Origin of the sequence: Streptomyces sp. NPDC001410 (genome assembly GCF_042895235.1) — a bacterium.
Classification (GTDB): domain Bacteria; phylum Actinomycetota; class Actinomycetes; order Streptomycetales; family Streptomycetaceae; genus Streptomyces.
Genome location: NZ_JBIAWE010000015.1, coordinates 142,643 through 160,055 on the forward strand (window position 1 = coordinate 142,643; position 17,413 = coordinate 160,055).

Genomic DNA, 17,413 nt, shown 5'->3' on the forward strand with positions numbered 1-17,413 from the left:
TCATACGTCACGAAGCTAGCCCGACCGCCGCCCCGGGCGGTTTCCGACCCGTAAGGCCACATGGGAAGTTCGGTTGCGCCACCCTCACACCGTGGTCGAGGAGACTGTGACCGAGGCCGACACCGCTCGGACCGTCAGGCGGCTCCCCCGCGGGTGCCCGGTGTCGGGCCCGCCGCGATCGAGAAGGCGAGCGCGAGGCCGTCGTCGGTGGCGTGCGCCGAGGTCAGCGCGACGCCATGGGGCAGTCCGGTGACGGGCACGGTCCGGGGTTCGAGCTTGTCCCGCAACCCGGAGGCGGCCGGCAGGGCATCGAGGTCGTCGACCGCCATACTGCGGCCGAGAACGGTCACCGTCGTGGGCGTGACGGTGAAGGCGTCCGGGGTCGTGGACACCTTGGCCCGTACGGTGACCGGCAACCCGAGGCGGCCGACGCTCCCGCCGAGGATCAGATCGCCGTCCTGGCCACTGGCTGTCAGGCCGTCACCCAGCGCGCCCATGCGGCGGGTCACCTGGTCGTATCCGACGGTCGCGGTCCCGGTGCCGCCGGCGCTGTCTCCGTCCGTCGTGACGTCCTTCAAGCGGACGGTCACGTCCATCACCGCATGCTGACGGCGCACGCCCTTGGCGCTCAGCTCGACGTCGCCGATCTCCCCGCCGAGGGTACGCAGCCCGGCGAGCGGCGTGGTGAGTTCGGCGTGCACCGGGCCTTGCGGCTTCAGCCGGCGCGACGCCTGGAGGTCGATCCGCTCCTCGGTCCTGTGCTCGACCAGGAGATCGGTCGTGCAGACCAGGGCGGCCAGTGCCGCGCTGATCGCGACGAGGATGCGGGGCTTGTTCCGAAGGTTGAGGGCCACGTGCTCACTTGCTCCGAATCGGTCGGTGGGCGGACGGATGAGGTGATCAGGCGTGCAGGCGTGGGAGGACCCGGTCGAGTCGGCGGGGCAGCCACCAGTTCGCCCTGCCCATGAGGAACATGGCGGACGGCACGAGGACCAGGCGGACCACCGTGGCGTCGACGATCACGCTGATCGCCAGCCCCAGGGCGAGCATCTTCACGACCACGGTCGGCGAGGAGGTGAAGGACAGGAACACCGCGGTCATGATGAAGGCCGCGGCGGAGATCACGCGGGCCGTCGCGGACAGTCCCTCCCCTACGGCGAGCCGGTTGTCACCGGTTCGATGCCAGGCTTCGGCGATCCGGGACAGCAGGAAGATCTCGTAGTCCATGGACAGCCCGAAGACGATCGCGAACATCATCATCGGGACGTACGACTCGATGGGCACGGGTTCGGACAGTCCCAACAGCGAGTCGCCCCAGCCCCATTGGAAGACGGCGACGAGCACGCCGTAGGACGCGGCCGTCGTGAAGAGATTGAGGACGACGGCCTTGAGGGGGATCACCACGCTGCGGAAGACGGTCATGAGCAACAGGAAGGCGAGGACCAGGACGATGCCGATGACGATCGGCAGCCGTTCGCCGATCGTGTCACGGAAGTCGGCCTGGCCGGCCACGCTGCCGGTGAGATAGGCCGCGGCGCCCGTGCCGTCGAGGGCCTTCGGCAGGGTGCGCCCGGAGAGGGTGTCGAGCAGGGCGCCGGTCGCGGCGTCCTGCGGGCCCGTGGTCGGGGTGATGGTGGTGACGAGGATCTTTCCGTCGGCGCTCGGATTGACGGGGGTGAAGGACGCCACGCCGTGGGTGTCCTTCAGCGCCGCGGTCACGTCGTTCGAGATCCGGTCGACGGGCGTGCGCGCGTGGCTCACGTCGACCACGGTGACGACCGGGCCGTTCGCCCCCGCTCCGAAGCCCTGGCCGTCGGCGTGCGCGATCCAGTCGTACGCGGTGCGGGTGCTGCTGCCGGGTCGGTCCGCACCGGCGTCGACGTGGCCGAGGCGCATGGACAGCAGGGGTACGGAGCACACGCCGAGGATGGCGAGGCCGACGGCCAGGAAGGTCCACGGGCGCCGGGAGACGAGTTCCGCATAGCGGTGCCGGCCGTCGCGGGCTCCACCGCTCTCGGCGACGGGGCGGCGGCGCAGGCGGAGCCGGTCGATGTGTCCGCCGACCAGGCCCAGGGCTGCCGGGACCAGGGTGAGGGCGGCAGCGGCGGTCACGATCACGGCGAGGGTGGCGGCCAGCCCTATCTTGCCGATGAAGCTCAGTCCGCACGCGTACAGGCTCAGCATGGCGACGGTCACGGTCAGGGCGGCGATGAGAACGGCGCGTCCGCTGGTGTGCGCCGTGCGGGCCGCGGCCTCGACCGGATCACGTCCGTCCATGAGGTCCTGGCGGAAGCGCGTCGTCAGGAACAGGGCGTAGTCGATGCCGACGCCCAGGCCGATCATGCCGGCGAGGGTCGTGGCGGAGGTCGCGAACGACAGCGTGCCGGCGACGATGCCCACGACACCGAGGCCGACTCCGACGCTGATCAGGGCGGTGGCCAGCGGCAGCAATGCGGCGAGGACACTGCCGAAGGCCAGCAGCAGGATGACCAGGGCGGTGACGACGCCCACGCTCTCGCTCAGCTTGTCGTCGGCCGGTTCCCGGACCACCTGTTCGAGGTCGCCGCCGTAGGCGACGCCCAGCCCTGCCGCCCGGGCGGGCTCCGTCGCCGTGTCGAGTCGCCCGGTGTAGTCGTGGCCGAGGTTCTTCAGCTGCTCGTCGAAGGAGACGGTGGTGTAAGCGGTGCGTCCGTCGTCGCTGGTCACGGGGGCGGAAGCAGCGGTGACATGGGGCAGGTCGCGCAGGTCGGCCAGGGTTCGGTCGAGGGCGGACCGCTGGTCGGCCACGGTGCCGGAGCCGGCGTGGAAGACGACCTTGCCGCTGGGCCGGCCCGCTTGGGGCAGGGAGGTGGCGAGGAGGTCGGTGCCGGCGTGGGAGGCAGTGCCGGGCAGGCTGACCTGGTCGCTGAAGGTGGGCGCGGCGAGGTGCCGCCCGACCAGGGCGGCCACGAGGACCAGCAGCCAGGCGGCGATGACCGTGGCCGGATGCCGGGCGCAGAAGGCGCCGAGGCGGCCGAGTCCGCCCGGTACCGGGGCGGGGTTCACCGGCGGACGCGTTTCGGTGCGGGCGTCGGCCGGCGCCGGGGGGTGCTGTGAGGGTCGGGGCACCGTGGTCTCCCAAGGAAAGTGTCACGAGTGACACGAACTCTAGAGAAGAAGTGGCACGGATGACAATTGGCATCCATGACACTTTGCGTCTGCGACAGCTCTCGCGTGACACGCGTGCCAATTGACAGCCGCGACACCAATGGCGGAGGCTTCGACCCATGCCGAGTGAGATCACCCCTGCTGGACTGCGTGAACGCAAGAAGGAGGAGACGCGGCGCCTGCTGCTCGAAGGGGCCGCGCGCCTGTTCAGGGAACGCGGCTTCGAGGCCACGACGGTTGCGGACATCGCCGCATACGCGAACGTCTCCGCACGCACGTTCTTCCGCTACTTCGACAGCAAGGAAGCACTGCTGCTGCCGGACGGCGTCGAGATCTTCGCCTACGTCGAGAACGCCCTGGCAGAGCGTCCGGCGGACGAGGAGCCCCTGGACGCGGTGTGCAACGCCCTGCTGGAGGCGGCCAAGCCGTTCGCGACCTCCACCCTGACCGCCCTCAGCCACCCGCTCGAAGACATCCAGGTCGTCGTCACGGCCCGCCTCGTACAGGCCTTCTCCGACTTCGAGGAGCGGCTCACCGTCCTGGTCCGTCGCAGGCTCCCGCCGGACACCCCGGACGCCGACCTCAAGGCGGCCGTGATCGCCTGCGCCGCCCTCTCCGCGGTGCGCGCCGTACTTCGGACCCGCCGGGCGCGCCGCGCGTCCGGCATCACGGACACGGGCCAGGCGCCCCTCCAGCGGGCCTTCGAGATGCTGCGCGAGATCGGCTCGCCCGAACGTCCGTGACGACGCGTGGAATGCCGGAGGAGATAGCGGCCGCCGCCACGACCCGCGGCGCAGGGCGCGCCTCATCCCCCCCGGCTGGACTTCACCGGTCCCCGTAGTCCTCCATCAGATTGCCGATGAGCGAGAGCAGGGCGTCGGCGCGGTGCCGGTCCTCGCGCTGGGCGCGCAGGGACCGGTGGATCTCCCGGAGCCGGGCCAGGGCGGCCGGTTCGCGGTCCTGTACTTTCTCCAGCAGCGGGTCGGTTATCAGGTCCAGGCAGGCACTGAGCAGCCGGCGAGTGGCCGGGGACGGCGGGGCGGGGTCCGGGGCGGCGTAAGGGGTCGTCAGATAGCGCGCGGGATCGGTGAGGCTCCAGCCGACGACGGTGCCGTGCTGGACCAGGAGCGCCACGTCCGGGGCGATGCCGATGCGGGCCTCCAGCGGTTCGTCGAGGACGTCGAGGTCGCGCAGTGAGGTCAGTACGGCGTCCCCGGGCGCACGGCACAGCACCGAGGCCACCTCCAGGCGGCAGTTCCGCTCCTCGTCCGCGCGGAGCCCGCCAGGGAGGACGGGGGGCACGGAGGGGATACGAGTGCAGTCCTCGGCGGAGGCGGACTCGTAGGGCAGCCGGAACTCGGCGCCGACCAGCTCCCGGCTCGCCCGGTCGAACCCGAGCGTGTCCGGGGTGTCCCACAGCCACTCCTGGCTGCCGAAGGTGTCCAGGAGGAAGCGCTCGCGTTCCTCCCGGCCGGCGTACGACGCGAGGCGCACACCGGGGCTCGAGAAGTCGAAGCCCGGGGTGACGCGCAGGGGTTCGCCCGTCACTGTCGCGGTCCAGCCGTCGTCGAGCGTGATCTTCATACCGCGTCGCCTCATCCCATCCGCTCCGCCGGAGCCATGCAGCCGTTCCTGCCCCGAATCCTGCCCTCCACGTGAGGACATGATCGACTCGACGCCCAGTTCCACCCACAGCAGATGAACAAAGGAATTCTTTTAGTAAAAGAAACGCAATGTCCAGCGCGCCGCCGAGGGCAGAGAAACGGAGCGCTAGCAGTTCGATTCTCCTTGACAGGTGACAGGTTAACTATCGTATCGTTCAAGCCATACGCTTGAGGGGGGAGAGCGTCAGCGTTGCCGACTCTCCGGATCTTCGATGTCGACGTGTCGCGCCTTCGGCGCGCAGTCAAGGCGTGCAGCCGAGGGGGAAAATGGACATCGGAATACTCGGACCACTCACGGTCGGATCGGAAGGGCGCGAAGCGGCGCCGAGCGCACCGAAGCCTCGCCAACTACTTGCCCTGCTTGCCGCCCGCACCGGCCACGTCGTACCGATGGAGGTACTCGTGGACGAATTGTGGGAGCACGATCCGCCGGCCAGTGCAGTGACCGTCATCCAGACCTACATCGTGCTCCTGAGGCGTTCGCTCGCCGCAACTCTGCAGATCAGCACCGACCAGGTGGCCCAGGACGTACTGCCTTACACGGGCTGGGGCTATCAGCTGTCAGCGCAGACCGAGGGGGCTCATGACGCCGATTCCTTCGCTCGGCACACCGAGCAGGGACGCCGAGAGCTCGGGAACGGCGACTACCAGCGAGCGGCGATGTCCTTCCAGCGCGCCCTGCAGACATGGCGCGGCCCCGCCCTGGCGGACGTCCGCATCGGGCCGCAACTGCTGGCCCACCGCACCTCGCTGGAGGAATCCCGCACGGTCGCCATTGAGCAGCGGATCGAAGCCGATCTGCACCTGGGCCGTCATCACCAGTTGATTGGTGAACTATCGGGACTGGTAATTCAGAATCCGCTGCACGAGCGCACCCATTCGCTTCTCATGGTCTGCCAGTACCGCGCAGGGCGACCGGCGCAAGCGCTCGAAACATTCCGGAAACTCCACAAAAACCTGCGCGAAGAACTGGGAATAGATCCTTCACCGCACGTCACCAAAATCCACCAGCGAATTCTCTCCGGAGACGTCTCTCTGTTGCTTCCGACCGAGGGCCTGAGCACGGATCCGTATCGTCAGTCCGCGGCGTAGCCGTCCTGGGTGGTCGGGGGGCCGCCCAAGCCGGTCGAGGTGGCGCACCCCGCGTGATCCACGCGCGGTGCGCCACCTTGACCGGCTCAGTTCTTTATCTCGCAGATGAGTGCGCCTGAGGAGAGAGAGGCGCCGACTTCGGCCGTGAGGCTCTTCACCGTGCCGGAGCGATGAGCGTTGAGGGGCTGTTCCATCTTCATCGCCTCCATGACGACGATGAGGTCGCCCTCGGCGACCGGTTGCCCCTCTTCGACGGCGACCTTGACGACAGTGCCCTGCATCGGTGAGGTCAGCGAGTCACCCGACGCAGCGGCGCGATCCGTCTTCGCCGTCCGCCGCCTGGGCTTGACGGCACCGGCGGTGGACGGCACGGCCCCGCCCAGGGAGGCAGGAAGCGATACCTCCACCCTCCGCCCGGCGACTTCAACGACGACGGTTTCGCGGGTGGGTTCTCCTTCGGCGTCCACCGCGGCGTCGGCGAACGCCGGGATCCCGCCCGCGAACTCCGTCTCGATCCACCGCGTGTGCACCCTGAAGGGACTGCTGGTGAAGGCCTCATCGGCCACCACCGCCCGATGGAACGGAATCGCCGTGGCCATCCCTTCCACCCGCAACTCCCCCAGGGCCCGGGCCGCCCGCTGCAGGGCCTGCTCACGGTCGGCCCCTGTCACGATCAACTTCGCCAGCAGCGAGTCCCACGCCGGACCGATCACGCTCCCGGACTCCACCCCCGCGTCCAGCCGTACCCCCGGGCCCGACGGGGCGACGAACCGGGTCACGGTCCCCGGCGCCGGCAGGAAACCCCGGCCCGGGTCCTCGCCGTTGATCCGGAACTCCAAGGCGTGTCCGCGCACCGCCGGATCGTCGTACCCGAGCGGCTCCCCGTCGGCGATACGGAACATCTCCCGGACCAGATCGATCCCGGTGACCTCCTCGGTCACCGGATGCTCCACCTGCAGCCTGGTGTTGACCTCCAGGAAGGAGATCGTCCCGTCCGCCCCGACCAGGAACTCCACGGTGCCCGCCCCCACATACCCGGCCTCGCGCAGGATGGCCTTCGAGGCGGCGTACAGCTGGTCGTTCTGCGCATCCGTCAGGAACGGTGCGGGGGCCTCCTCCACCAGCTTCTGGTGACGGCGCTGCAGCGAACAGTCCCGGGTGGAGACGACCACCACAGTGCCGTACGCATCGGCCAGGCACTGCGTCTCCACATGACGCGGTCTGTCCAGATAACGCTCCACGAAGCACTCGCCCCGCCCGAAGGCGGCCACCGCCTCACGCACCGCCGACTCATACAGCTCGGGCACTTCCTCCAGTGTGCGGGCCACCTTCAGGCCCCGGCCGCCCCCGCCGAAGGCGGCCTTGATGGCGATCGGCAGCCCGTGCTCCTTCGCGAAGGCCACCACCTCGTCCGGCCCGGACACCGGATCCGCCGTGCCCGCCACCAGCGGCGCGCCGGCCCGCTGCGCGATGTGCCGGGCGGCGACCTTGTCCCCCAGGGCCCGGATCGCCTGCGGCGGCGGGCCGATCCACGTCACCCCCGCATCCAGCACGGCCTGCGCGAAGTCCGCGTTCTCCGACAGGAAGCCGTAGCCCGGGTGGACCGCGTCGGCCCCCGACTCCGCGACGGCCGCCAAGACCTTGGCCATGTCCAGATAACTCGCCGCCGGGGTGTCTCCCCCCAACGCGTATGCCTCGTCGGCCATACGGACGTGCAACGCGTCCCGGTCCGGATCCGCGTACACCGCCGCACTGGCGATTCCGGCATCCCGGCACGCACGGGCGACGCGCACAGCGATCTCGCCGCGATTGGCGATGAGCACCTTACGCATGACGGTTCCCCCTCCCCCATCCTTGTGATGCGGCTCTCCACGAGCCCGCTGACCGGCACGGACTCGGCTGTGTGTCGTCCCAGCCGGCCCTCGGGGCGCCGGGATGGTCCGGTGCCGCGGCCAGGCGCCCCGTCACCGCACGCAACACGACCGCGAGCACGGCGAGATCCTCGGTGCTCGGATTCCCGCGGAGCACCCGGACGCGGTCCGGGCCGCCCGGCGTCACAGCGGAGGGTTGCCGTGCTTGCGCGACGGCAGGTCGGCGTGCTTGCTGCGCAGCATCGCGAGGGAGCGGATCAGGGACGACCGGGTGTCGCCCGGGTGGATGACGTCGTCCACCAGCCCTCGTTCCGCCGCGTAATAGGGGTGCATCAGCTCCGTCCGGTACTCCTTGATCTTCTGCTGCCGCACCGCCTCCGGGTCGGAGGCCGTCGCGATCTCCCGACGGAAGATCACGTTCGCCGCGCCCTCCGCGCCCATCACCGCGATCTCGTTCGACGGCCATGCCAACGAGATGTCGGCCCCGATGGACCGGGAGTCCATGACGATGTACGCGCCGCCGTACGCCTTGCGCAGGATCAGCTGGACGCGCGGGACCGTGGCGTTGCAGTACGCGTACAGCAGCTTCGCGCCGTGCCGGATGACGCCACCGTGCTCCTGGCCCACACCGGGCAGGAACCCGGGCACGTCGACCAGCGAGACCAGGGGGATGTTGAACGCGTCGCACAGCTGGATGAAGCGGGCGCCCTTCTCCGATGCTCCGATGTCCAGTACGCCGGCGAGCGACGACGGCTGATTGGCGACGATGCCGACCACCTGGCCGTCGAGCCGGGCAAGCACACAGAGGAGGTTGGTGGACCACGCGGAGTGCACCTCGAAGAACTCGCCGTCGTCGACGATCTCCTCGATCACCGCACGCATGTCGTAGGCACGGTTCGGGTCCTGCGGCACCAGGTCCAGCAGGGCGTCGGTGCGCCGGTCGGCCGGATCCGCGCATGCCTCGGCAGGCGGGAGTTCGCGGTTGTTGGCGGGCAGGAGCGACAGCAGGAAGCGCACATCCTCCAGGCAGGACTCCTCGTCGTCGTACGCGGCGTGCGCCACGCCGGAGGTGGCCGCGTGCACATCGGCGCCGCCCAGTCCGTTCTGGCTGATCTCCTCGCCCGTGACCGCGCGGACCACGTCGGGTCCGGTGATGAACATCTGGGACGTGTCGCGGACCATGAAGACGAAGTCGGTCAGCGCCGGGCTGTAGGCGGCGCCGCCCGCGCACGGGCCGAGCATCACCGAGATCTGCGGGATCACGCCCGACGCCCTGGTGTTGCGCTGGAAGATGCCACCGTAGCCGGCGAGGGCGCTGACGCCTTCCTGGATACGGGCGCCCGCCCCGTCGTTCAGGGAGACCAGCGGCGCACCAGCCGCGATGGCCATGTCCATGATCTTGTGGATCTTCGTGGCGTGGGCCTCGCCCAGGGCGCCGCCGAAGATCCGGAAGTCGTGTGCGTAGACGAAGACCGTGCGGCCGTGCACCGTGCCCCAGCCGGTCACCACCCCGTCCGTGTGGGGGCGCCGCTGTTCCAGGCCGAACCCGGTGGCGCGATGCCGGCGGAGCGCCTCGATCTCGGTGAACGAGCCCTTGTCCAGCAGGAGTTCGATACGCTCGTAAGCAGTGAGTTTGCCCTTGGCGTGCTGGCGTTCCGTGGCGGCCGGATCCGGGCCCTCCCGGACCGCCTCCTTGACCTCGCGCAGCTCGGCAAGCCGTTGGTGGCAGAGAGTCTCGTCAGCAGTTCGCATCGTTTTCGCCCTTTCTGCGCAGCGCGCGTTGACGGTGGGGATCGGGGGCGGATCGTGTCTGCCCCGCTCGCGTGACATCGGCGGTCGCGGTCCTGGCGTCGGGGCCACGGGCGGCGCAGGACAGCACATAGCCGGGCGGGCCCGGCAGGACGGTGCCCGCGAGTTCGCCGGCACCCGGCAACGGGGTCAACCGCCGGGACGTACGGGGGAACGTACCCGGTGGCGGACTTCCCACCGGCCTGCGCAGCCCACCACCCGCGAGTCCACGACCGACCGCCTTCCCCGCCGACTCCTTGCGCGTCCACAGGTGCAGCAGACCGACCGTGCGCAGTGCGGACGGCAGGGCCCGGACCCACGACGCTTCGCCGGGGGTGAACCAGCGCTCGGCGAGCGTGACCGCGTCGAGCGGGCGTATCGCCTCCACGTCCACTCCGACGCCGGACAGCTCCGCGTACGGCCTGCTGATCGCGACCGCGACGACTCCCCGGGTGTGGCTCACGCTGGCACACAGTCCGGTGGCGGCCCCGGACAGCTCCGGCCGGCCGGTCGCCGCCCGGCCGATCACGACATCGGCCGACCGGGCGGCGCAGACCTCCGCGGCGACGCTCCTCAGCAGATCTCTGGCCCGGGAGCGTGGGTCCGCCCCCGCATGCGCCCATCGGACGGCGACGGCGGGCTCCATGCGGTTCGTTCAGCCTCCCAGGGCGAGGGCCGGGTCGCCCAGGGCATACGCCCGGGCGTGCTCCAGGGTGATCCGGCTGTTGCCGGTGAGCGCCGTACGAGCGAACTCCAGGGCGTCGGCCACCGTCGCGGTGTCGCCGAGGACGCCCGCCACCGCGTCAGCGTTGATCACCACCGTGTGCTGCGACGTGATGGTGATGCCGCCGTCGACGGACACCACCCGCCACTCACCGGTGTGGGCGGACAGCAGCGGCGGCACCACCGTCTGCTTGTAGGCGATGCGTTCGCCGGCGAAGCAGACCCGTACGGACTTGGTCGTGTGCCGGTCGCCGGCCGCCGTCACGGTGTCCATCTCCATGACCTGGACACCCGGTTCGTCCTCCACGAGGTCCATCCGGGACACATGGGGCAGCCGGTCCGGCCACCGTGCCGCCTCGTAGAGGAAGGCGTACGCGTCGTCCGCCCGGCCGCCCTCGACCATGATGGTGTCCTCGAAGGTCAGTTGGCGCTCCACCTGCGTGACGGCCCCCTCGGCGAGCGCCTTCAGGTTCGCCAGTTCGGCACGGCTGTTGCGGTCCGTCACCTCGGCGATCCAGGCCAGGGCGGCCGGATCGTCCTCGACCGCCCGGTAGCTGTGGTCGAGCATGATCTCGGTGCCGCCGTCCGGGAGCGCCCTGAGCGTCCACACGCCGGACATCGAGCCGACCGGCGGCTGGGAGACCTCCTGCCGGAAGCTGATGCGCAGCCCCTCGGGATCCAGGTCACGCCGGGAGGTCCAGGTCTTGACCGTGTCGCCCGCGAGTGCCCAGATGCGGATGCGCTCGGTCCCGCTGTTCCCTTCCGGCCGCTCCAGCTGTTCCACGTGGAGGGTCGGAGAGAAGTACACGGGCCACAGCGTGGCATCGGCGAGAAGGGTGTAGACGGTCTGCGGTGCGGCGGCGGTCGTGATGGTGTGCCGTACGTCGGTCATCGCACAGTGCTCCCTGTCGTCCGGTGTGAGTACGCGTCGGTTCGCATCAGTAGTTGCCGAGCCCGCCGCACACGTTGAGGGCCTGGGCCGTGATCGAGGCCGCGAGATCCGAGAGCAGATAGCCGACCAGGCCGGCCACCTCCTGCGGGGTGGAGTACCGGCCCAGCGGGATCTTGGTCTCGAACCGCTCCAGGACCGCCTGCTCCTCGGTGTCCCAGATACGCGCGTAGTTGGCCCGCACCTGCTGTGCCATGGGTGTCTCGACATAGCCGGGGCAGACCGCGTTCACCGTGATCCCGGACTTGGCGAGTTCGAGGCCCAGCGCCTTGGTGAATCCGATGACGCCGTGCTTGGACGCCGAGTACGGCGCTCCGAGGACGACACCCTGCTTGCCGCCGGTCGAGGCGATGTTGACGATGCGCCCACGCTCCTTGTCGCGCATGCCGCCCGTGGTGAGCACCTCGCGCGTCATGAGGAAGACGCTGTTGAGATTGGTGTCCATGACGTCGTACCAGGTGTCGTCGTCGAGGTCGGCGGTGACGCCACCGCCGCTGCGGCCCGCGTTGTTGACGAGGGCGTCGATGGTGCCGTAGCGCTGCACCGCCGCCTCGACAAAGGTGCGCACCTCGTCCCGGGAGCGGACGTCACAGGTCCTGCCGTCCACCTCAAGGCCCCGTTCACGCAGGTCTTTTATGGTGACGCCCAGATCTTCCGCGCTGCGGGCGCAGAGGAAGACCCTGGCGCCGGCGGCGGCCAGACCCTCCGTGACCGCGAGTCCGATTCCGCTGGTGCCACCGGTGACGATGACCGCAGGGGCTGTTTCGTTGGCCATGCTGTGCTCTCTTTTCTCGCGTCGATGAGGTTCGTGGCGGGCGGGGCGGGGGATGGAGCGAGGGCCTGCCGCAGTGCCGCGGCAGGCCCTGGGCTCATGCGGCCCGAGCGGGCGACTCGACCGCGTCGTTGGCGGCGGCGAGCAGCAGACGCGGGGTCTCCGCCTCGCTCACCGCGTCGTCGGAGAGCTTGACGCCGAACTCGCGCTCGATCCTGCTGGAGGCCTCCAGCAGGGCCAGGGAGTCGTAGCCGAGGTCCGCGAACAGGATGTCCAGGATGTCCCCGTCGAGATCGACGCCCTCGTCCTCGCCGGCGCTCTCGCGCAGGATGCGGGTGAGGTCGTCGATGGTCAGTTCACGTGCGGTCATGGGTGGTGTCCTCGTTTCGCAGGTTCGATGGGTCAGGTCAGGGAATCGGTGTGTCAGTCGGCTTCGGGGGCGCGCAGCACCATGGCCGCGTTGAATCCGCCGTGGCCACGGGCGACCACCAGCGCGTGGTTCACCGTCATCTCGCGTGCCGCGTCCCGGACCAGGTCGATCGCGCAGTCCGCCGCCTGGTCGGTGACGCGCAGGGTCGGCGGGACGACGCCGTCACGCATGGCGAGCAGGGCCGTCGCCGTGTCCAGCGACGCCGCGCCCGAGTAGAGGCGGCCGGTCATCGTCTTCGGGGCGGTGACCGGGACCGTGTTCGGGCCGAAGACCGCGCTCAGCGCCGCCGCCTCCGCCCGGTCCAGATCGCGTACCCCGGCCGCGTCCGCGAAGACGACATCGATGTCCGCCGGGGCCACCCGGGCGTCGGCGAGGGCCGTCTCGATGGCACGGCGCAGTCCCGGTTCACGGCCGGAGCCGGGCCCCGGGTCGAACGTCGCGCCGTAGCCGGCGATGGTGCCATAGACACGGGCGCCCCGCTCCCGCGCGCCGGACTCGCGCTCGAGGACCAGGATCGCGCCGCCCTCGCCGGGCAGATACCCGTCCGCGGAGGCGTCGAACGGCGCGTAGGCGCGCTCGGGGTCGGCGGTGGGGCTCAGCCGTCCGGTGGTCAGCTGGGAGACCAGACCCCACGGCGACAGCGAGGCGTCCACCCCGCCGGAGATCACCACGCCGGTTCCCTTGCGGATGTGCCGCCGTGCGTGGCCGAGCGCGTCCAGGCCACCGGCCTGGTCGGTGACCAGCACGCCACTGGGACCGCGCATCCCGTGGCGGATGGAGATCTGGCCCGTGTTGACGGCGTAGAACCACGCGAACGACTGATACGCGCTGACGTACTCGGGGCCCTTGCTCCACAGCTTCTGCAGCTCGTTCTGGGCGAACTCGAAGCCGCCGGAGGCACTGGCGGTCACCACGCCCATGTCGAACTCCGGCACCGACGCGGGGTCCAGGTCCGCGTCGGCCAGCGCCCAGTCCGAGGCCACGAGGGCCATCTGTGTCATCCGGTCGGTCTGCGGCAGCAGCCGGCTCGCCAGATGCTCCCCGGCCTCGAAGTCCGTGACCTCGCCGGCCAGCCGGGTCGGATAGGAGCTGGGGTCGTAGCGGCTGATCCGGTCGATGCCGGTGATGCCCTTCTGCGTCGCGTTCCAGAACGCCTCGGTGCCCAGGCCGTTCGGCGCGACCACACCGATGCCTGTCACCACTGCGGACTCGGTCATGCCGTCTTCCTCTCCGTGGGGCGGGTCAGCACCATGGCGCTCTGGAATCCGCCGAATCCGCTGCCGACGGTGAGTGCCGTGTCCACCCGCTGTTCGCGGGCGGTGTGGGGTACGTAGTCGAGGTCGCACTCCGGGTCCGGGGTGTTCAGGTTCGCGGTGGGCGGGACCACCCCGTGCTCGATCGTCAGCGCGCAGGCGGCGATCTCGATGGAGCCGATCGCCCCGAGGGAGTGGCCGATCATCGACTTGATGGAGCTGACCGGCACGTCGTACGCGTGCCGGCCCAGGCTGCGCTTGAACGCGGCTGTCTCGTGACGGTCGTTCTGCTTGGTCCCGGAGCCGTGCGCGTTGATGTACTGCACGTCCTGCGGGTTCATCCGGGCCTCGGCCAGCGCGGTCTCGATGGCTACCGCCATCTCCCGGCCGTCCGGGCGCAGTCCGGTCATGTGGAAGGCGTTGCAGCGGGACGCGAAGCCCGCGATCTCGGCGTAGATGTGTGCGCCGCGCCGCCGGGCGTGCTCGTACTCCTCCAGGACGAACACCGCCGCGCCCTCGCCCAGGACGAAGCCGTTGCGGCTCTTGTCGAACGGCCGTGAGGCGTGCTCCGCGTCGTCGTTGCGGGGCGAGGTCGCCTTGATGGCGTCGAAGCAGGCGACCGCGATCGGCGAGATCGGGGCGTCGGTGGCACCGGCGACCATGATGTCCGCACTGCCCTCGGCGATCAGCTCGCGGGCGTATCCGACCGAGTCGAGGCCGGACGTGCAGCCGGCCGAGACGACGGCCGCCGGACCCTCGGCACCCACGGACCACGCGACCTCGGAGGCGATACTGCTGGGCACGAAGTGCCCGTACAGGTGCGGCACCCCGTACTCGGGGTCGACGAGCCACTTGCGCCCGCTGTCGCTGAGGACGACGTACTCCTCCTCCAAGCCCATGGTCGCGCCGACCGCGCTGCCGATGGTGACCCCGATGCGGGCCGGATCGGGGGCCTGGAAGTCGAGGCCGCTGTCGCGCACGGCCTCGCCGGCGCCGACGACCGCGAACTGGGTCGCCCGGTCCATGCGCCGGATCTCACGGGGAGTCAGCCCGTGGAGGGCAGGGTCGAAGTCGCACTCGGCCGCGATCTGCGAGCGGTACGGCGAGGGGTCGAAGAAGGAGATGCGTCCGGTGGCGGTGCGCCCCGACGTGATGAGGTCCCAGAACGCCTTGGTGCCCGTGCCGCCGGGTGCCACCACGCCGATGCCGGTGATGACCACCCGGCGAGGAGCTGTGGGGGCGCGTCCCGGCTCCACTGCGCGGGGCTGGGCCGCGGCAGGGTCCGTCGCTGACATATCAGCTGCCTTTCCGTAAAAGTCCGTCCCCTCGCATCGCGGCCGGACTGCCGGCCGCCGGAGCGCACAGGGACACAGATCGTGGAGCTGCCGTCGGCGGGAAGGCCGCACCGGCTGAGGCCACGCTCTCGACGCAGCCTCAAAGTCCACTCAAAAACGAGCCAAGAACCGCCTCGGCACCGCTGGCCAACGCTCACAGAAATCCCCGCACACAAGCCTGTGGCCTGCGACGGAATGATCCGCGTCGCAGGCCACAGGGGTCTGGGTGGTTCGATTTCGGTCAGCGAATGAGTCGCCACACCAGCCAGGCGTCCAGGCCGCTCCACGCGCTGAAGGCCGCTGTACGCACCCAGCTCACGCGGAGCAGATGCGCATGGACGGACGCCGAGAAGTGCTGTGCGAGAGCGACCCGGTCGGGCGTGGCCACGGCGCCCGAGAGCACCATGATCAGGACCAGCAGCGCCACGCACAGCAGCGCCGCCCAGAGCGGGACCGCCGGGCCCCTGGCCACCACGAGCAGCACCGACGTCACGCCGGCCACCAGCAGGCCAGGAGCGAGGACCCGCCAGAACATCTGGTTGTGGGCAGCCATGTACGACTCCGATGCGCCTTCCCGGAGCCTGGCCACCATGGGGTAGTCCATCAGCTGCAGCGTCCAGACGAAGCCGGTCGTGTACAGCACGGCCAGCGTCTGCGCCAGCACCAGAGCGGCGGTGGCTCCGCGCGTGGCAGTGAGACAGGTCATCCCTCGTCACTCTCCTCGTCCGGGAGTGCCTGCCCGGCCGGCTGCTTGTCCCACAGCCGATGCAGTTCCTGCCAGTCGGGGCTCGGCTGCGGCAGTGCCGCCCGTTCCGTGGCGGATCCGCACCGCATCCCCTCCAAGGTCATGTGGAGGTAACGCAGCCGCAGTTGACCGATGCGCTCGGGCAGTCCGGGGATCCGCGTCCTGAGGTGCACCAGAAGCAGTACGAGATCGGCCGCGCCGACATCCTGCCGCAGCACTCCTTCGGACCGGGGGCGTTCCAGGAGCGCGTCGATCGCGGTGTGCAGCCGCTCCGACGCCTCGTCGACCGCCGGGGTTCCGGGCAGGACGCCACCGATCAGTGGCAACAGGCTGCTGGCCGGTGCGGTGACGGCCTCGCACATGAAACGGACCAGCGCCTGCCAGCCGTCCCGCTCTTCGGCCGCCGCACGGGCGGCCTCGGTGAGCTGCTCCATGCAGACGACCCGGACATGCTGGGCCAGTTGCACCTTCCCCGGGTACCGGCGGTAGAAGCTGCCCATGCCGATTCCGGCCCGTCTGGCGATCTCCGTCACGGAGACGGTCCAGCCGACCTCGGACAGGGCTTCGTGCGCGGCGACGAGCAGACGTCGGTCGTTGCGTTCGGCCTCCCGGCGGCGGCCACGTGGTGCCGGGGTGGATGCTGGACTTGCGGGCACAAGGCGGCTCCTTGGGCTTCGTCGTCGGTGCCGGGAACGGTCGTGCGGCGGGCCGGCAGCGGTCACGCGGCACAGTGCGGATGGGCCCCGCAGTAGTCGACCATCTCCCCGAACACGGCCGGGACATCGAGCGGTGCGGCCGGCTCGGCGCCGTGCTCCTCCGCGTACGCCCGGTACAGGTTGCCCACCAGGCGTTCACTGTCGGCCAGTCGGGCGTACGGCCCCAGGTCCGTGGCCCGGGCGAGCGCCAGGGGCTCCAGCCCCTCCGCGATGCCCTGGCGCGCCACGTCGCGCACCCACCGCAGGTACTCGGCGTCCGCGTCCAGCAGTTCGGGGCCGCCGACCGGTCCGTGCCCCGGCACCACCACCTGCGGCTCCAGGGCCCGCAGCCGGTCGAGCACCCGCAGGGATCCCGCCACGGATCCCATGAGCGTGAACGGTGTGGCGCCCGAGAAGACCAGGTCGCCGGTGAACAGCACGCGTGGGCCGGGAAGCCAGACGACCGCGTCGCCCGCCGTGTGTCCCGGTCCGAAGTGCATCAGCTCGATCCGGACTCCGGACGTCGGCAGGGTCATACGCGCGTCGAAGACGACGTCGGGAGCGCCTGCCTCCACACGTCCCCACCGCACGTCGGGCCACAAGGTCGTCAGGGCCAGTCCGTGTTCGGCCATCTCGGCAGCGGCTCTCCGGTGCGCGACCACGGTGGCCTGCTCGAAGAGGTGGTTGCCGAAGGTGTGGTCGCCGTGGCTGTGGGTGTTCACGAGCAGGTCCACCGGGGCCGAGCCGAGGTCGTCGACCACGTCTCGCAGTTGACGGGCCCGCGCCTCGGTGGCCGCGGTGTCCACGAGGACCGGCCCTGCGCCGGCCAGCACGATGCCGGCGTTGTTCAGGCACCAGCCACCGTCCGGCTGGAGGTAGGCGTAGACGCCCTCCTCGATCTCCCTCACCTCATGCGCCGGGGCCACCGGACCGGTGTGGACGACTGACAT

At 70.3% G+C, this 17,413-nt stretch carries 17 protein-coding genes; 2 read left to right on the plus strand and 15 right to left on the minus strand.

What is annotated here, in order from left to right:
* Positions 1-134 precede the first annotated feature (134 nt).
* Positions 135-854 carry an LmeA family phospholipid-binding protein gene (locus ACFY3C_RS30615; RefSeq protein WP_386575387.1) on the minus strand — a complete coding sequence of 240 codons (720 nt, stop codon included), beginning with the start codon at positions 852-854 and terminating at the stop codon, positions 135-137.
* Between the two features lie 46 nt (positions 855-900).
* Positions 901-3,045 (minus strand): MMPL family transporter, encoded by a 2,145-nt coding sequence (locus tag ACFY3C_RS30620; RefSeq protein WP_390773059.1) that lies wholly within the window; start codon positions 3,043-3,045, stop codon positions 901-903.
* A gap of 221 nt (positions 3,046-3,266) precedes the next feature.
* Here ACFY3C_RS30620 and ACFY3C_RS30625 point away from each other — a divergent pair, with 221 nt between their 5' ends.
* Positions 3,267-3,890: a TetR/AcrR family transcriptional regulator gene (locus ACFY3C_RS30625; RefSeq protein WP_390773060.1), complete on the plus strand. Its 624-nt coding sequence runs from the start codon at positions 3,267-3,269 to the stop codon at positions 3,888-3,890.
* A gap of 82 nt (positions 3,891-3,972) precedes the next feature.
* Here ACFY3C_RS30625 and ACFY3C_RS30630 read toward each other — a convergent pair whose 3' ends face one another.
* The gene (locus tag ACFY3C_RS30630) at positions 3,973-4,731 is read right to left on the minus strand and encodes a hypothetical protein (protein WP_390773061.1); all 759 of its coding nucleotides are present in this window, start codon (positions 4,729-4,731) and stop codon (positions 3,973-3,975) included.
* Between the two features lie 347 nt (positions 4,732-5,078).
* Between ACFY3C_RS30630 and ACFY3C_RS30635 the strand changes: the two genes are divergently transcribed.
* Positions 5,079-5,903 carry a BTAD domain-containing putative transcriptional regulator gene (locus tag ACFY3C_RS30635; protein ID WP_386575382.1) on the plus strand — a complete coding sequence of 275 codons (825 nt, stop codon included), beginning with the start codon at positions 5,079-5,081 and terminating at the stop codon, positions 5,901-5,903.
* A gap of 86 nt (positions 5,904-5,989) precedes the next feature.
* Here ACFY3C_RS30635 and ACFY3C_RS30640 read toward each other — a convergent pair whose 3' ends face one another.
* The 12 genes from ACFY3C_RS30640 to ACFY3C_RS30695 all read right to left on the minus strand — a co-directional run bounded on the left by ACFY3C_RS30640 (position 5,990) and on the right by ACFY3C_RS30695 (position 17,413).
* A complete protein-coding gene (locus tag ACFY3C_RS30640; protein ID WP_390773062.1) occupies positions 5,990-7,735 on the minus strand; it encodes an acetyl/propionyl/methylcrotonyl-CoA carboxylase subunit alpha in 1,746 nt (581 codons plus the stop codon).
* Entirely contained in the window at positions 7,728-7,961 is a 234-nt protein-coding gene (locus ACFY3C_RS30645) for an acyl-CoA carboxylase subunit epsilon (protein WP_390773063.1), read from the minus strand. Before ACFY3C_RS30645 ends, ACFY3C_RS30640 begins: the two co-directional genes overlap by 8 nt.
* Entirely contained in the window at positions 7,958-9,526 is a 1,569-nt protein-coding gene (locus ACFY3C_RS30650) for an acyl-CoA carboxylase subunit beta (protein ID WP_390773064.1), read from the minus strand. The genes ACFY3C_RS30645 and ACFY3C_RS30650 overlap by 4 nt, the downstream gene beginning before the upstream one ends.
* On the minus strand, positions 9,513-10,208 hold the full coding sequence (locus tag ACFY3C_RS30655; RefSeq protein WP_390773065.1) for a 4'-phosphopantetheinyl transferase family protein: 696 nt from the start codon (positions 10,206-10,208) through the stop codon (positions 9,513-9,515). The genes ACFY3C_RS30650 and ACFY3C_RS30655 overlap by 14 nt, the downstream gene beginning before the upstream one ends.
* 9 nt (positions 10,209-10,217) lie before the next feature.
* A complete protein-coding gene (locus ACFY3C_RS30660) occupies positions 10,218-11,177 on the minus strand; it encodes an aromatase/cyclase (RefSeq protein ID WP_390773066.1) in 960 nt (319 codons plus the stop codon).
* 46 nt (positions 11,178-11,223) lie between these two features.
* Entirely contained in the window at positions 11,224-12,009 is a 786-nt protein-coding gene (locus tag ACFY3C_RS30665; RefSeq protein WP_390773067.1) for an SDR family NAD(P)-dependent oxidoreductase, read from the minus strand.
* 94 nt (positions 12,010-12,103) lie between these two features.
* Positions 12,104-12,376, minus strand: a complete 273-nt coding sequence (locus tag ACFY3C_RS30670) for an acyl carrier protein (RefSeq protein ID WP_386575374.1) — start codon at positions 12,374-12,376, stop codon at positions 12,104-12,106.
* 53 nt (positions 12,377-12,429) lie between these two features.
* On the minus strand, positions 12,430-13,653 hold the full coding sequence (locus tag ACFY3C_RS30675; RefSeq protein WP_390773068.1) for a ketosynthase chain-length factor: 1,224 nt from the start codon (positions 13,651-13,653) through the stop codon (positions 12,430-12,432).
* Positions 13,650-14,984 (minus strand): beta-ketoacyl-[acyl-carrier-protein] synthase family protein, encoded by a 1,335-nt coding sequence (locus ACFY3C_RS30680; RefSeq protein WP_390773069.1) that lies wholly within the window; start codon positions 14,982-14,984, stop codon positions 13,650-13,652. Before ACFY3C_RS30680 ends, ACFY3C_RS30675 begins: the two co-directional genes overlap by 4 nt.
* A 280-nt stretch (positions 14,985-15,264) precedes the next feature.
* Complete coding sequence (locus ACFY3C_RS30685; protein WP_390773070.1) at positions 15,265-15,729, minus strand: hypothetical protein; 465 nt, start codon at positions 15,727-15,729, stop codon at positions 15,265-15,267.
* Positions 15,726-16,424: a TetR/AcrR family transcriptional regulator gene (locus ACFY3C_RS30690; RefSeq protein ID WP_390773071.1), complete on the minus strand. Its 699-nt coding sequence runs from the start codon at positions 16,422-16,424 to the stop codon at positions 15,726-15,728. The genes ACFY3C_RS30685 and ACFY3C_RS30690 overlap by 4 nt, the downstream gene beginning before the upstream one ends.
* A gap of 62 nt (positions 16,425-16,486) precedes the next feature.
* Entirely contained in the window at positions 16,487-17,413 is a 927-nt protein-coding gene (locus ACFY3C_RS30695) for an MBL fold metallo-hydrolase (RefSeq protein WP_390773072.1), read from the minus strand.

Excerpts from the sequence above, each read along its gene's own strand:
- ACFY3C_RS30625 (WP_390773060.1), top strand. The coding sequence starts at position 3,267 with ATGCCGAGTGAGATCACCCCTGCTGGACTGCGTGAACGCAAGAAGGAG.
- ACFY3C_RS30630 (WP_390773061.1), bottom strand. The coding sequence starts at position 4,731 with ATGAAGATCACGCTCGACGACGGCTGGACCGCGACAGTGACGGGCGAA.
- ACFY3C_RS30635 (WP_386575382.1), top strand. The coding sequence starts at position 5,079 with ATGGACATCGGAATACTCGGACCACTCACGGTCGGATCGGAAGGGCGC.
- ACFY3C_RS30640 (WP_390773062.1), bottom strand. The coding sequence starts at position 7,735 with ATGCGTAAGGTGCTCATCGCCAATCGCGGCGAGATCGCTGTGCGCGTC.
- ACFY3C_RS30650 (WP_390773064.1), bottom strand. The coding sequence starts at position 9,526 with ATGCGAACTGCTGACGAGACTCTCTGCCACCAACGGCTTGCCGAGCTG.
- ACFY3C_RS30655 (WP_390773065.1), bottom strand. The coding sequence starts at position 10,208 with ATGGAGCCCGCCGTCGCCGTCCGATGGGCGCATGCGGGGGCGGACCCA.
- ACFY3C_RS30660 (WP_390773066.1), bottom strand. The coding sequence starts at position 11,177 with ATGACCGACGTACGGCACACCATCACGACCGCCGCCGCACCGCAGACC.
- ACFY3C_RS30665 (WP_390773067.1), bottom strand. The coding sequence starts at position 12,009 with ATGGCCAACGAAACAGCCCCTGCGGTCATCGTCACCGGTGGCACCAGC.
- ACFY3C_RS30670 (WP_386575374.1), bottom strand. The coding sequence starts at position 12,376 with ATGACCGCACGTGAACTGACCATCGACGACCTCACCCGCATCCTGCGC.
- ACFY3C_RS30675 (WP_390773068.1), bottom strand. The coding sequence starts at position 13,653 with ATGACCGAGTCCGCAGTGGTGACAGGCATCGGTGTGGTCGCGCCGAAC.
- ACFY3C_RS30680 (WP_390773069.1), bottom strand. The coding sequence starts at position 14,984 with ATGTCAGCGACGGACCCTGCCGCGGCCCAGCCCCGCGCAGTGGAGCCG.
- ACFY3C_RS30685 (WP_390773070.1), bottom strand. The coding sequence starts at position 15,729 with ATGACCTGTCTCACTGCCACGCGCGGAGCCACCGCCGCTCTGGTGCTG.
- ACFY3C_RS30695 (WP_390773072.1), bottom strand. The coding sequence starts at position 17,413 with ATGTCAGTCGTCCACACCGGTCCGGTGGCCCCGGCGCATGAGGTGAGG.